General features: G+C 29.4%; 12 protein-coding genes, 1 riboswitch and 1 other annotated feature. Of the genes, 5 read left to right on the top strand and 7 right to left on the bottom strand.

The window, feature by feature from the left end; genetic code table 11:
- Window positions 1–72 precede the first annotated feature (72 nt).
- From ablB to dapB, 3 genes are all read right to left on the bottom strand, one after another.
- Window positions 73–930: a putative beta-lysine N-acetyltransferase gene (gene ablB, locus CLOBL_RS01415; RefSeq protein ID WP_077857362.1), complete on the bottom strand. Its 858-nt coding sequence runs from the start codon at window positions 928–930 to the stop codon at window positions 73–75.
- Window positions 917–2,188, bottom strand: a complete 1,272-nt coding sequence (gene ablA, locus CLOBL_RS01410) for a lysine 2,3-aminomutase (RefSeq protein WP_077857361.1) — start codon at window positions 2,186–2,188, stop codon at window positions 917–919. The genes ablB and ablA overlap by 14 nt, the downstream gene beginning before the upstream one ends.
- A 65-nt stretch (window positions 2,189–2,253) precedes the next feature.
- A complete protein-coding gene (gene dapB / locus CLOBL_RS01405) occupies window positions 2,254–3,114 on the bottom strand; it encodes a 4-hydroxy-tetrahydrodipicolinate reductase (RefSeq protein ID WP_077857360.1) in 861 nt (286 codons plus the stop codon).
- Window positions 3,115–3,239: 125 nt separating this feature from the next.
- Window positions 3,240–3,372: riboswitch (cyclic di-AMP (ydaO/yuaA leader) on the bottom strand.
- Window positions 3,373–3,685: 313 nt separating this feature from the next.
- On the opposite strand from dapB, the gene CLOBL_RS01400 reads away from it, so the two are divergent.
- The gene (locus CLOBL_RS01400; protein ID WP_077857365.1) at window positions 3,686–5,425 is read left to right on the top strand and encodes a S8 family peptidase; all 1,740 of its coding nucleotides are present in this window, start codon (window positions 3,686–3,688) and stop codon (window positions 5,423–5,425) included.
- A gap of 84 nt (window positions 5,426–5,509) precedes the next feature.
- On the opposite strand, the gene CLOBL_RS01395 is transcribed toward CLOBL_RS01400, so the two are convergent.
- Window positions 5,510–6,892: a DUF2334 domain-containing protein gene (locus CLOBL_RS01395; RefSeq protein ID WP_077857359.1), complete on the bottom strand. Its 1,383-nt coding sequence runs from the start codon at window positions 6,890–6,892 to the stop codon at window positions 5,510–5,512.
- A 217-nt stretch (window positions 6,893–7,109) separates the two neighbouring features.
- On the opposite strand from CLOBL_RS01395, the gene CLOBL_RS01390 reads away from it, so the two are divergent.
- A complete protein-coding gene (locus tag CLOBL_RS01390; protein ID WP_077857358.1) occupies window positions 7,110–8,525 on the top strand; it encodes a spore germination protein in 1,416 nt (471 codons plus the stop codon).
- Between the two features lie 345 nt (window positions 8,526–8,870).
- Here CLOBL_RS01390 and CLOBL_RS01385 read toward each other — a convergent pair whose 3' ends face one another.
- On the bottom strand, window positions 8,871–9,773 hold the full coding sequence (locus tag CLOBL_RS01385) for a multicopper oxidase domain-containing protein (RefSeq protein ID WP_077857357.1): 903 nt from the start codon (window positions 9,771–9,773) through the stop codon (window positions 8,871–8,873).
- A 200-nt stretch (window positions 9,774–9,973) separates the two neighbouring features.
- Window positions 9,974–10,029 (top strand) — a sequence feature (sodium ion sensor (DUF1646 type); this cis-regulatory element may regulate processes involved in with the transportation of sodium ions).
- A gap of 105 nt (window positions 10,030–10,134) precedes the next feature.
- Between CLOBL_RS01385 and nhaA the strand changes: the two genes are divergently transcribed.
- The 3 genes from nhaA to CLOBL_RS01365 all read left to right on the top strand — a co-directional run bounded on the left by nhaA (window position 10,135) and on the right by CLOBL_RS01365 (window position 13,231).
- Window positions 10,135–11,343 (top strand): Na+/H+ antiporter NhaA, encoded by a 1,209-nt coding sequence (gene nhaA / locus CLOBL_RS01380; protein ID WP_077857356.1) that lies wholly within the window; start codon window positions 10,135–10,137, stop codon window positions 11,341–11,343.
- Window positions 11,344–12,016: 673 nt separating this feature from the next.
- On the top strand, window positions 12,017–12,667 hold the full coding sequence (locus CLOBL_RS01370; protein WP_077857355.1) for a class I SAM-dependent methyltransferase: 651 nt from the start codon (window positions 12,017–12,019) through the stop codon (window positions 12,665–12,667).
- Window positions 12,668–12,730: 63 nt separating this feature from the next.
- Window positions 12,731–13,231, top strand: coding sequence for an AAA family ATPase (locus tag CLOBL_RS01365; protein ID WP_077857354.1), 501 nt, complete (start codon window positions 12,731–12,733; stop codon window positions 13,229–13,231).
- A 252-nt stretch (window positions 13,232–13,483) separates the two neighbouring features.
- Here the strand turns inward: CLOBL_RS01365 and CLOBL_RS27810 are convergent, their stop codons facing one another.
- Entirely contained in the window at window positions 13,484–13,654 is a 171-nt protein-coding gene (locus tag CLOBL_RS27810) for a hypothetical protein (protein WP_179117661.1), read from the bottom strand.
- A 1-nt stretch (window position 13,655) separates the two neighbouring features.
- A complete protein-coding gene (locus CLOBL_RS01360) occupies window positions 13,656–14,615 on the bottom strand; it encodes a hypothetical protein (protein ID WP_077857353.1) in 960 nt (319 codons plus the stop codon).
- Window positions 14,616–14,684 lie beyond the last annotated feature (69 nt).

Below are 14,684 nucleotides of genomic sequence, written 5' to 3'. Positions count from 1 at the left end.
TTTATTTTTTTGCACAAAAATGAGCTGTGCACTAATTATTTAGTGCGACAGCCCCATTTTATGGAATATATGCTATTTTTTATATATATTTTTTACCCAAATGTTCATATCTTCAAAGGTGCCACAAATATTACAATTATTAACCATGCGGCCTGTAAAGGTATAATTATGTTTGCTTAACACGTAATTAATACTCGGATTTATTGCTCTGGATAAACTATATAAAGTCATGAATCCTTTAGCTTTAAGATCACATTCTAATGAATGAATAATATTAGATAATACTCCATTCCCGCCATAAGCAGGATAAGTAGCACAGTCAGTTATTTCTGCATTTAAATTTTCAATATCCATATCTGCAGAGGCTATGCTGATAATTTTTTCATCATAAATAGCAATTTTATATAAAACTTTTTTATTCATAGTTTCCTTTAAAAATTCCTCATCATAAATAGGAGAGGGATATGTTGAAAAAACAGTGGAAAAAAGTTTGATCATCTCTTTTATATCATTTTTATTTGCATTTCTTATAGTATAATTCAAATTGCTATGTTCAGTAGTAAAGGTGTTTTTTACATCTAAGCATTTTCTTATTAATAAATTTTTCTCAATAAAATTACTGCACAATTCTCTATTACTATTAATAAAATATGACATGCAAAAGGCATCTTCGCCTTTAAAGAATCCATCAATTTTTCCTTCTAATTTGAAACCTGCATCTGAAAAAATCTCAAATGATTCAGTAGTACAATTACAAATAATTTTGCCTAGATGCTGCTTTGAAGCATAGTGAATAATTCTTCTTAGATTTTGAGTAGTTATATTACTATTATTAATTATTTTCACACGTTTACTTGTTAAATCTACATATATTCTAGTACGATCTATATTAGTATAATAGTTATTATTTTTATAGCTATCTGATTTCATTAAATTCTTTCCTCCTTCTCATTCTTACATTGCTCATTGGAGTAAGACATATTCTTTCATCTCTGTAGAGTTTTTCTAGTCCTTTATAATCGTCTTTTTTAAATTTATCACATATACCGCAATCTTTACATTCATGAGTTTTATCTGATGGTTCGGTATAAGTACATAGTATACCTTCATAATTTCTAAGTACTAATTTTTCGGGAGATTGAGATATTAAGTATTGAGGATTAATAGGTATTTTTCCACCACCGCCTGGTGCATCTATTACAAAGGTTGGAACGGCAAATCCAGAAGTATGTCCTCGTAAAAGCTCTATAATTTCGATACCAGCTGAGACTGGAGTTCTAAAATGTTCTATTCCTTCTGATAAATCACATTGGTATATATAATAAGGTCGTACTCTGTTTTGAACTAATTTTTGAACTAAATCTTTCATAATGTAAGGGCAATCATTGATATTCTTTAACAAAACAGATTGGTTACCAAGGGGAATTCCAGAGTCAGCAAGCATTTTACAGGCAAGCATTGCTTCTTTAGTTATTTCTTTTGGATGGTTAAAGTGAGTATTAATCCAAACAGGATGATATTTTTTTATTATACTACATAAATTAGAGGTTATTCGTTGAGGCATAACTACTGGAACTCTGGTGCCTATTCTTATAACTTCAACATGTTCAATTTCTCTTAATTTTTTTAATATAAATTCAAGTTTTTCATCTGAAACACACAATGCATCTCCCCCAGAAAGTAAAACATCTCGTACTTCTTTATGTGCCTTAATATATTCAATAGCTTTTAAAATATCATCGTTACATAAAGAACTGTCTTCATGTCCAGCAAAACGTCTTCTTGTACAATGTCTGCAATACATTGAACATTGTTCTGTAATTAAAAGAAGTACTCTATCAGGATACCTGTGTGTAAGTCCGGGGACGGGTGAGTCAACTGTTTCATGTAAGGGATCACTAATATCATACTCTGATATTTCTGTTTCATGAATGGTAGGAATAGCTTGTCTTCTAATTGGACAATTGTAATCATCGGAATCTATTAGTGTCGCATAATAAGGCGTAATAGCCATCTTTAGTTTTTTAAGACTAGCTTTTACTCCGAGTTTCTCTTCTTCTGTGAGACTTACGACTTGTTCCAACTCTTCGACAGTAGTGATTCGGTTGGTAATCTGCCACTTCCAATCATTCCATTGTTCTTTAGTTACATCTTTCCATATAGATATATCTTTATAATTTCTTTTCATAAATTAATCACTCCTTTTAAACGTTCACAAGGATCTGTTTGGGTATTTTGGCTTTTTCAATAATATTATTTCTCAAGATCTATTGCTATCATTGTTTTATTTGTGCTGGAATTATCTTTATTTTGATTAATATATAAATCTTCAATAACTTTTGATAAGGATAATACATCACTCATTTCATAAAATCCAATTTTCTCTTTGATAAAATTTATTGCATGAATTGCACCAGCGGCGAAGACTCTTCGTGAAAATGACTCATGAGAAATTATGATTTTATCATATTCACCAGCAATTAATACCTCATGCTTTCCAACGATACCACCAGAGCGTACTGAATTTATAGGGATTTTGCCTTCGGTAATATCTTTGCCTAGATATAATAGACCATCCTCTATTTCGTTAACTATTTTAAGTGCTGTAGCAGATGGAATATCCTTCTTATTTTTATGATGTGCTTCAGTAATTTGGAAATCGTAATTATCTAATAAAATAGATGCTAATTTTGCTAGTACCATTAAGACATTTACGCCAAGAGTAATATTAGGTGCATATACTATACCAGTCTGATTATTATAAGCTGACATTCTGATTTTTTCCAAATCCTCTTTAGAGAAACCTGTAGTACCAATAACTAGATTTATTCCAAGATTGGATATGATTTGTACGTTATTTAATGTAGCTTCAGGAGCAGAAAAATCCACTACAACATCTGGTCTACATTTTATAAGAAGTTCCTCTAATTTATTTGTTCCTTCTATTTTAATACCAATGTCTTGAATTCCGATTGCTTGACCTAAATCAATATTTTTCTTCGTGCTCCCTGGACTGCACATGGCTGATACAATTCTCATATCTGTTTGCTTAAATATCATTTTGGCTATTTCTTTTCCAGTTTTTCCAATACCAATTAAACATATTTTTAACATAATAAGCCTCCTTAAAGTATTAATTATAATTAAGCAAAATAATAAGCTGTAGAGAAGTCTCCACAGCTTATTAAGTAATAATATTTATGGGTATACTAAAAAAACTATATTATTTATAGTATTTAAAAACTTCTCTTCAACGCTTACGAGATTAGCTGACGGATTCGGATTGAAGAAAATTAACCCTACTTATCATAATGATAAGATTAACCCCAATAATTGGTTCTCCCGTTCAAATTGATTCAGCGCTACCAATATTATTTTTTTGCTTATATCTTTATATAACCATATCATTTTCATATATATATGTCAATATGCATGTTAACATATATATGTTTTAATATATACAAAGAATATATATTAAAACATTTAATAAGATGATTATAAAGTGGATAATTTAGTAAATAAACAAATATTATTAACTATAAGAGTTATTATTAAATTTCCTGCAATGCAAAAAAAATTAATTCACAATGCGGCTGGTTTCATTGATATATACTTAAATATCAGAATGTGTCAAATATATATGGATGTTATATACACTTATGAGTGGTTTGATTGGGGGGAGAAAATGCAGAAGAACATATTAGCCGAGAGAGTAATTAATGATACAAACTATGATAACTATGTGGTACTGTATCGGGGAGATATTGAGGCTGAAATTTCGAAGATTCCAAATTATTATGTGACAATAATCAATGATAAGTATGCAATAGTATCTGTAAAGAAAGATGTTGAAATTAATATGGGGAATGAACCTCATATACAGGCAATAACATATGTTGTTCCAGCAGAATTTTATACTTTACAGCAGATTTCACCAATTGAGGCGTCTCAAGCTAGTTTCGTACAGGTGGGATCGCCCTTAAACTTAACAGGCAGAGGAGTTAATGTAGCAATAATTGATTCGGGAATTGATTACTTAAACGAAGAGTTTATGAATTTCAATGGTGAAACTAGAATTGAAAGCATTTGGGACCAGACTACAATAACGACTGAAGAAAAGACATATGATCCTGTTCCATTTGGAAATGTATATGATAGGAACGAAATAAATGAGGCTATAAGAGCTTATAGAGAAGGAAAATCTCCTTATGATATAGTTCCTACTCTAGATGAGATTGGGCATGGTACTAATATGGCTGGAATAATTGGTGCAACGGGGAAGGAGCAAAATTTAAAGGGAGTGGTTCCAGAATGCAATTTCGTAGTAGTAAAGCTAATAAGGGACATTTCATATGAAAAGCAATTTCCAGAAACTCAAGTTCCAGTATTTAATATAACTGCCATTTTCGCGGCAATAGAATATTTATATGAATATATATTGATAAGTGGAAAACCAATGGTTATATATTTTCCTCTTGGAAGTACAATAGGAAATCATAAAGGAACAGGAATTTTAGAGAACTTCATAAGTTCAATTTTAATAAATAAGGGTATAACTGTAGTCACTGGAACTGGCAATCAAAGGAACGTAGAAGGACATGCATATGGAGTGGTAACTACAGTTAGTGGAGTTAAAGGAAGTGAAGCAGGAGTTATTGAACTAGTAGTGTCACCTGAACAAAAAAACCTATGGGGAGTTCAGATTTGGTCTAGTGTACCAAATGTAATGTCTTTAGAAGTAGTATCGCCTTCAGGAGAAACTACAGGTGTAGTATCACTGATGATAAATTATACATTTAATTTCACTTTCGTATTTGAGAAAACTAATGTTAAAGTAAATTATTATTTACCTGAAGAAATTACTGGAGATGAATTGATACGAATTAGATTTTATAATTTACAGCCTGGTATATGGAGGCTTAGGATAACTGCAAATTATATCACAAATGGAAGGTATGATGCATGGCTGCCACAAAGAGGCTTAACAGTTGGAAATACTAGATTTAGTTTCGCTGATCCATTCGGGACAATAACCAATCCAGGTAATTCGCTTTATATATTGACAGCAGCAGCCTATAATCAAAATAATAACAACATTGTTGATTACTCTGGGGTGGCATTCTTAGAGTCATACATAAATGTAATTGACATTGCTGCAGGGGGCGTTGATGCATTGACGGTAGCACCTGGAAATAAAACAGCAGTAGTTAACGGGACTAGCGTAGCAGCAGCTATTGTTTCAGGTGTTTGTGCTATGTTATTTCAATGGGGGATTGTTGATGGACATCAGCCAGAAATGTTTTCAGAAACACTTAAAGCTTATCTTGCCAAAGGAGGAATTGCAAGAAGTGGAGATATTATACCTAATCCATATTGGGGATATGGAATCTTAAATGTACCAAAGATATTTGAAAATATGACATAAATCATAATATTGAGCATTACATTTAATGCCAGTCAAACTTTGATAAGATATTATAAAGTTTGACTGGCATTATATTTTCTATATTTATTTGGATTTTAAATCATCAATATGAATAGTTGTGTACTGATCAGATTTAAGAGTTTTAACTATTTTTTGCAGAGGTGAATTTTCATCATAATTTATATTAAGCTTATTATTGCTAGTATTAAAATTTATATATTTCAATTCGACATATGGATGATAATAAAAACTGTGAAGTGTGTCTGGATCTTCATCATTAAGACCATCAACTATAGATGTTGGGTCTGAATTGTGTACATATCCCAGTGGAGTTGGGACAAATAGGTTATGGTCATCTAAGTTATATATATTTTTAGATGTATAATCATAAGGCTCATATATAAACTCAAAATAATTTTCAATAACTTTTCTTTGAAGGTCAGTTTCTCCATAGTGAGGACTTTCAAAATAGGAAATAGGTATATTTAAAGCACTTGCAGTATCAATTCCATTTTCTACTATGGTTTGTACATCAGATTCTGTATTATTTACATCTTTAGTCAATTCATTTCCTGGCCCGCTTTTTTCATCACCATGCTGATGAGTATAACCATGAAGTCCTATTTCAGCGCCTTTGTTGATTAAATAGTCTAAGAGGTTAACAAAGCCTACATTTGCCATATTATCGTTAGTTAATAAATCATTATCAATATTATCAGCAGGAGATTTAAATCTAGGAATCCAGCTAACATGAAATTTCATTCCTTGAGAATATAGAAGATTAGCCATAAGTTTTACTTTTGTTTGATTTTGGTCTATAGCATAATTACCACCACTACCGAAATCTTCTAATCTAATTAGAGCAACCTTATTATTATATGACACTGAAGAATTTTCAGCTGATTTAACATCATTGCTGAGTAAACTGATATTATTATTTTTAAAGTCAAAAACAGCAATTAAATCAAAAAGCTCTTCTATGTCTGAAATTGAAATATAATTAGTATTATCATTATTTATTAAATTACCTCTAAGAGAGCCTGTCCTAGAATTTTTTGTATAAGAATTTTCAGTAAGAGATATTGTATTATTATTACTACTATTAGATATTAAAATTTTGTTGTCAGAAGCATTAACTGTATAATTAAGTTTTGAACAAATAAAATTAAGTGGTATGTAATATCTTTGAGCTTTAAGTAACATAGGAACATTAGTAATGTTAGGCTCATTTAGAATATTTAAACTTACACCACTAACTTTTGTTATTGGTCTATCTTCAAACTTTATTTTTGGAGTATAGGAACTTTTAAAGTTATTATCTGGAAGTGAACTTGCATAAACAACATTGTTTATGACAGTAATATCTTTATTAAAAAATTTATAATAAAAAAGTGGATGAGAGAATATGAATATAGATAATAATATTGGTAATATAAAGATAATTAATAAACTTTTTTTCTTTCGCATAATTTTCCCCCTATTTATATAGAAAATGTTTTCCTAAAATATTTTATTACAATTTTGTGACAAATAGTTGTCATAAACTTAAAAAAGTTAAATCATGAATACAATTTTTAATGAATGTCATACTACTTATATAAGACGTAATACTCTATCAGCAGTAGTGTTTTGTTAGTTATTATATTATGTCTAATATAATATTGAAGAGGGAAGGTTAAATATTTTGAATGTTTCATCCAATTATCAAGAAAATATTCAGTTAATTCATTCACATTTAGCGATAGATAAAAGTTTTGATATTGTCGAAAGACCATTTGTAGTAGGGGGAAGAAATTCCGTTCTGTACTTTTTAAATGGATTTATTAAAGACAACATTATGGAGGATATATTAAAATCATTTTTTCAGGTAACTCCTGAGACTATGAATTCCTATACAACAATAGATGATTTTATGAATAATGAAATTCATCATGTATCTGTTGAAGGTGAAACTGATTTGGATAAAATTATTTTGCTATTATTAACAGGCCAAACAATAATGTTTGTTGAAGGTTATCCTGCATTTGTAATATTGGATTTACGTACTTACCCAGGGGCAGATTCATCAAAACCTGAAAAAGAAAAAACCTTAAGAGGAGGAAGAGATGGATTTATTGAAAAATTAGTATTTAACTGTGATTTCATAAGAAGGAGAATACGAGATCCTAGATTAGTTATGGAAATACATCAAATAGGAGACGTATCTAAGACAGATGTTTGCCTTGCATTTATAGATGGGGTTGCAGATCCTAAAGTTCATGACTTAATAGTTGAAAGTTTTTCAAAGGTAGATATAAATGCATTAACTCTTAGTGATCAAAGTTTACTTGATGTTATGTGTAGAAAAAATTGGCTTAATCCTTTACCGAAGATAAGATATACTGAAAGACCGGATATAGCTTCTGCACATATTGTTGAAGGAAAAATAATAGTTATTGTAGATAACTCACCTAACGTTATGATTCTTCCAACTGGATTTTTTGATTTATTACAAGATATCAATGATTATTATTTCCCAACATTAACCGGGAATTATTTGAGAATTGTTAGAAATTTAGTAATGCTCGCAACTATATTGCTGACTCCAATATACTTACTATTTATAAACGGGAATATTTTCTTTCCATCTTTTTTTGATTTTTTGAAACCTCAGGATTACTTTGCTGTCCCAATGTTATATCAATTCATACTTCTAGAATTTGCAATGGATGTATTAAAATTAGCAGGTTTAAATACTCCAAGTCCGCTTGGTAGTACAATGTCTTTAATTGGAGGTTTAATCCTTGGTGAATATACAATAAAGTCAGGTTGGTTTACAAATCAAGCTGTTTTATACATGGCAATAGTAACATTGGGAGACTTTATTCAGCCTAGTATAGAAATGAACTTTGCTATAAAATTTGCAAGAAGCATTTTATTAATACTATCAGGTTTCTTTGGCTTTTGGGGATTTATAGGAGGTATTGTATTTATCATTATAGTGATGGCAAGTACTAAAACAATAGCTGGGGATAAATATTTTTATCCGTTAATACCATTTAACTGGCAAAAACTTAAGAGGTTATTATTTAGAGTAAGAATATCAAATAATGTTCAGTAAGTGTATTTGGTAAAAAGCATTTCCTATGGAGCAATATTTAAAGTTATGGAATTACAGATAAAATATTTTCATTATAGGAAAAATAGCAATTATTATTAATGATAATTTAGTAGTTTAGATATTGGTATGAGAGAAAAATTTATATCTCAGCAATATGCAATTTTAATAATACCTATGATTATTAAGAAAAGTTTAGCTTGAATATACCATATAATACTTGATTATATGGTATATTCAAGTTATTCTAATGGATATTTAATAAATATGAGAACAGAATTTATTTGGGCTGTATTTGGAGTTGCTACTGTAGTGGGATTAATGACGAAAAAATTTACATATAATGATTTACTTAGTATATATTAACCTAGTTATCATACCTCCAGGTGATTCACCATTATTTGACTGATGAAAAGTTTTTGTTCCATTTATAGGCCATATTCCAGGATTATTTGATAGTAACTCTATTTCTATTCTTCTACCTGAAGCAACGTCAATTGTATCATCATATTCTAATCTTGGAAATCCATCAACAGCAACTACGGTAAAATCATGTCCATGAATGTGCATTGTATGGGAATTGCTTGATTTATTTATAAATCTTATTTTAATTATTTCTCCACATTTAGTATAGAGAGGTGTTGTATCTGGAAATGCCTTGCCGTTTATGGTAAAGAAGTTTGGATTTTTATCGAATTTACTTGGCTTATATAGTCCTGGGCAAACTTCACCCATTTTAGGCTGAGGAATTTCCCATTGTTGTAGTAGTAATACATAATCTCTATACAAGATAGAATGTTTTTCTTTGTCTTTAGTATTAGGTAAAACTATAAATGCACCTATAAGACCTTGAGCTGCCTGCTCCTCCATTGTAGAGTGATAAAAGAATGTTCCTTCCTGCCATGCGAGAAACTTATAGGTAAAACATTCACCGGGCATTATCTTAGGGGTACATGGTTCTATATCTGGAGCTCCATCCTGACAGTTTGGTTTTGAAAGTCCATGTACATGAAGTGCAGTTGGTGTATTTAATTTATTTTCTACAGTAAGACTTATCCATTCACCTTGCTTAATTACTATTATTGGACCTGGAGTAGAACAATTATATCCAAACGCATTTATAGTAAGGTTACTAAGTATATTATGTTTAATTGGTTCTGCAGTTAAATGAAAGTATCTGGTATTCTTTTCAATATAATATTTAGCAAAAGGGACATCAGGAGAGGCAAGTTTACTTTTTATGTTTTCCATTAAACATACTCCTTATGAAAGTAATTAAAATAGTTGTACAGTATATGATATGGTTTCAATAAGTAAGCTGCTACAAAATCTAAATGAAAAGAATTGTGAAGATACAGTTATTATAATAATAAGATCTTAGAAATACTTGATTATTGTCCCAATATATACTATAATTAATACGATTAAAAAAAGTAAATATAACTAGATACGGTTGGGCAAATTATATAATTTGTTTTCAAGCAATTAGTTTCTGGGGTGGGAAACTCTTTTAAGAGTATTCTCACCTTTTTCTTTTGTGGAGGTTTTTAATTTAAGAAAAGAATTTTATGAAATTAATTATTGGACATATTAATTGGGGAGGAGATTTAGGATGAAAGATAAAATTAAAAATAAAGTTTTAAGTCCATTTTTATATTTTTTTAAGAATGAATCAGCTAGTGGAATAATCCTTCTAGTTTGTACTATTTTAGCAATTGTAGTTGCTAATTCAAAGTTTTCTTCAGTATATGAGAATATACTGCATACAGATATAACTATAGGATATGGAGAGTTCTCTTTATCTATGTCAGTTCTTCATTGGATTAATGATGGGTTCATGGCTATATTCTTTTTAGTTGTTGGTATGGAAATAAAAAGAGAAGTAGTATTTGGAGAGCTTAAATCATTTAAGAAAACAATACTTCCAATATCTGCAGCTATAGGAGGAATGATTGTTCCAGCAATAATATATGCATTATTTAATTATAAAGAAGCAACTATTACAGGATGGGGAATTCCAATGGCAACAGATATCGCATTTGCTATTGGGATGCTTTCATTGGTTGCAAAAAATGCACCTAAAGGTATAATAGTTTTTCTTACAGCTTTAGCCATAGTTGATGATTTAGGTGCTATTATAGTAATAGCAGTATTTTATAATAGTCAGATTTCATGGTTAGCTCTTGTCATAGGATTAATAGTTTTTATAGCACTTTTACTAGCAAATAAATTTAAAGTTAAATATACTTCTGTGTATATTATTATGGGGATAATTCTATGGATCTGCCTTTTAAAATCGGGGATACATGCAACAATTGCGGGAGTTTTACTTGGAATGGCATTACCAATAGGAGAAAATATCCATAAATTTAAATCTTCGATTTTATATAAGATAGAGCATGTGTTAACACCTTGGTCTAGCTTTGGAATTATGCCGATATTCGCTTTTGCAAATGCTGGAATAACAATTAATGCCGATAGCTTTTCGAAAAATATATTTTCACCAGCATGTTTGGGGATTATATTTGGGCTTTTTATTGGGAAACAAGTAGGTATATTTGGAACTTCATATATTTTAGTAAAATTAAAAATTGCTAAATTACCATCTAATGTAACTAAAAGACATTTATATGGAGCAAGTGTTCTTGGTGGGATTGGATTCACTATGTCAATATTTGTTTCCTCTTTATCATTTAATGATGAGACAATATTATCAATGGCAAAAATGTGCATTATGATTGCTTCAATTTTGGCAGCGATATATGGAACTATAGTTTTTAAAGTCATTAAGACAAAAAGTAAAAAACTAAATGCATCATAAAAAGATATGCCAAAAGGTTAAGTTTAAATATATTAAATATATTTAATATATTTAATAAGATAAAGTATTAAGCGGCTCTAAGAGATAACGATCTCTCCATCGCCAGTTACTATAATTTTATATCCTTCTTCAAGAGGAAAAAGATTATATTAGAATCGAATATATCAATAAAGGCATAATCACTAGATGAATTATTTTGTATAGTGTGGCTTCCTTTAGACAAATTTAAATCTTGTGTTTTATAAAAGTCTTACTTAAAAGTTTTAGGTTGAGCATTAAAAGGAATTATAAAAATAGAAAATGATAAAAATGTACAAAGTAAAAATATTGACATACCTTTTTCATAAAAGACATTCCCTTCTTATTTTAAATACAATAAAAGTTGGTAATTTACTTTTATTATGCAAAATTATAAAAAATATATACCATACTAATAATCGTTTTAGAATATGTTGGTGAAATCTGTGATTTTAGATATATTTTTCACTATGCTGAATGAAAATGCCTTTAGCTTCAATCATTGAATTTACCGATCTTGGAAATTAGTTTGAGGATAAAAATTAAGACCGTAAAAAAGATTAGCTTTAGAGGCACAGGGCGGTATGATACACTTAAAACGTAGTAATTAAAAAGTTTTAATTATCAGAGTATTAAGATATTGGAGGATACAAAAGTGTCAGTAGAAAAAATGAGTGAATTTTTTACTAAACGTGTAGATGACTATGATAAACATATGACTAATAGTGTAGAAGGATGCAAAGAGGGATATGTTAAAATGGCAGAATTGCTGCCAAAAGATGTTAATGAAATATTAGATTTGGGATGCGGAACTGGATTAGAACTTGATGAAATATTTAAAACTAAGCCGTATATGCATGTAACTGGTATAGATTTAACTAAGGCTATGTTAGACAAGTTGAAACAAAAGCATTCAGATAAGAACTTATCATTAATAAATGCAAATTATTTTGATTATGATTTTGGTAGCTGTAAATTTGATGCAGCAATATCATTTCAAACTATGCATCATTTTTCACATGAAAAGAAGATTAAATTATATTCAAAGGTTTTTAATGCATTAAAAGCGAATGGTCAGTATATTGAATGCGATTGTATGATAGAAAATCAAGAAGAAGAAAATTTTTATTATAGTGAGAATGAAAGAATACGAAAAGAAAACAATATTCAAGATAATGAGTTTTATCATTATGATACGCCTTGTACCATTGATAATCAAATTAAAATGCTATATAAAGCTGGTTTTGAAAACGTTAAAATGAATTTTAGAATTGGAAATACTACAATAATTGTTGCTAGAAGGTGATGTTGTCTCATGGTTAAAAAGTATATTATTATATTAAGTACTTTTAGGAGGGAGCTGTGAATAATGAAAAAGAAACTGATAATTATTAATGGAACTATGGGGGTTGGCAAGACAGCAACTTGCAAAGAATTAAATAAAAAACTTGAAAATTCAGTATGGCTTGATGGTGATTGGTGCTGGATGATGAACCCTTTTAAAGTGAATGAGGAAAATAAAAGAATGGTAATTAATAATATAACGTATCTATTACGAAGTTTTTTAACTAATTCATCAATAAAATATATTATTTTTAATTGGGTAATACATGTAGAAAATATTTTTAGTGACGTATTAGAGCCATTGAATGATTTGGATTTTGAAGTTGTTAAGATAAGTCTTACCTGCAGTGAAGAGGCTTTGAAAAAGAGAATACTACAGGATGTTAAGAGTAATTTAAGAGAAGAAGCTTGCTTAAGCAGAAGTATTGAACGTCTTAAAATGTATGAGAATATGATTACAGAAAAAATTGATACAAGCAATCTTTCTATATTGGAAACTGTAGATAAGATAATGAAGATTGTTTAACTATATATAAATCAACAGCTTTTAACTTAGATTTGTGTGATGTTAACCCCAAATTACATACATATGATTATGTTAATATATGTTTTGTTAAAAGTACTTAAACTTATTGAAGAGTGGAGTGCAGTTTAATGGAATACAAGAAGATGTAAGAATTCTAAGTTTGAAGCTATTGATCTTCGTAAACTCTGTAATAATTGGATTTACAATTATTACAGAGCTTTAAAGTCAAATTAAGATAATATTAACAAAAGATCATTTATCAATATAATTGCCACTTATTTCATTTACATTATCAACTATAAAAAGATTATGCCCTTTAGTGTACTTAAGGTTATATTGTGTAGAGATACAACCAGAATTTTCATCGATTTGATAATATTTATAACTATGAATATTATTGATTGAATTATTTTCAGTTTTCATTTTATATATTCCTCCAGCCTTGATTCATAATGGTAATGTTCATGTTTGATCTTTCTAGATTACCTTCAAAGATATAACCATTAGACTCATTTAATGTTTCGATAATACCAGAGCATACTGAAAAATTACCATTATCATCTGCAGCCTCTTCAGCTATAAAGGGAGAATTTAATTTGAAATCATCCTCATATATTTTATATAGATTCCAGATCTTTTTTTCAAATTCTTGATTACAGTATGTTACAGGGAGTTTTATATCTTCTTTTGCTTCCTTACGTGTAATCATGTAATTGTGGGAAGGCAGTCTTTCAGTAAGAATATTTATAATTTCATTTATTTTATATTCATCTTGATACTCCATATGCATAAGCAGAAGCTTTTTTGCTATAGAACGTATTAGAGCATGAGTTCTATATACACTTCCGGCAGCAAGAGGATGAACATATTCAGTTAATTCTAGAAACATATTCATTAAGGATTCATCAGTTTTAAGTCCAACTATATCTTTAGCCAAGGATATAAAAGAATAAACATCTTCAACATTGATTGGAAGCTGATTATGTAGATCATTTTCCTTTGTGCTGAAAGGGCTGATTATGTTAGGGTCTACAGGACTAAGCTCTGACATTCTTCCCATAACTATTTCAGAAGCTCCAAGGCATATAAGAGTTCCTGAACTATATGCTTTATATGGTATAATTACCGAGAAATTATCAGTGAATTCATAGATAAGTTCAACTAATCGTAAAGCGGTAAGGATGTCGCCACCCTTGGTATATAGTATTAAATCAATTTTGTCATTCTTATTTAGAGTTTTTAATTGATCATAAAATATTGGAATGATATCTGGAGCAATTCGTATGCTTACATTTTTTCTATCACCACAAATGTAGCAAATTACTTTTGAATTTCTTTCTTCTGATATTTCTTTTATAAGATTTATTCTATTAATATTATCCACGCAGTTACCACTTCCTTTTATAAATTACTTTTTATAATACCTAGATAGTTTGTTCAAAAAGATAAAAAA

The sequence above is a fragment of the Clostridium sp. BL-8 genome (assembly GCF_002006495.1).
GTDB lineage: Bacteria > Bacillota > Clostridia > Clostridiales > Clostridiaceae > Clostridium.
This window is presented reverse-complemented; position numbering and strand designations above follow the sequence as displayed.

Coding starts and splice junctions, on each gene's coding strand:
- ablB (WP_077857362.1), bottom strand. CDS start 930: ATGAAATCAGATAGCTATAAAAATAATAACTATTATACTAATATAGAT.
- ablA (WP_077857361.1), bottom strand. CDS start 2,188: ATGAAAAGAAATTATAAAGATATATCTATATGGAAAGATGTAACTAAA.
- dapB (WP_077857360.1), bottom strand. CDS start 3,114: ATGTTAAAAATATGTTTAATTGGTATTGGAAAAACTGGAAAAGAAATA.
- CLOBL_RS01400 (WP_077857365.1), top strand. CDS start 3,686: ATGCAGAAGAACATATTAGCCGAGAGAGTAATTAATGATACAAACTAT.
- CLOBL_RS01395 (WP_077857359.1), bottom strand. CDS start 6,892: ATGCGAAAGAAAAAAAGTTTATTAATTATCTTTATATTACCAATATTA.
- CLOBL_RS01385 (WP_077857357.1), bottom strand. CDS start 9,773: ATGGAAAACATAAAAAGTAAACTTGCCTCTCCTGATGTCCCTTTTGCT.
- nhaA (WP_077857356.1), top strand. CDS start 10,135: ATGAAAGATAAAATTAAAAATAAAGTTTTAAGTCCATTTTTATATTTT.
- CLOBL_RS01365 (WP_077857354.1), top strand. CDS start 12,731: ATGAAAAAGAAACTGATAATTATTAATGGAACTATGGGGGTTGGCAAG.
- CLOBL_RS27810 (WP_179117661.1), bottom strand. CDS start 13,654: ATGAAAACTGAAAATAATTCAATCAATAATATTCATAGTTATAAATAT.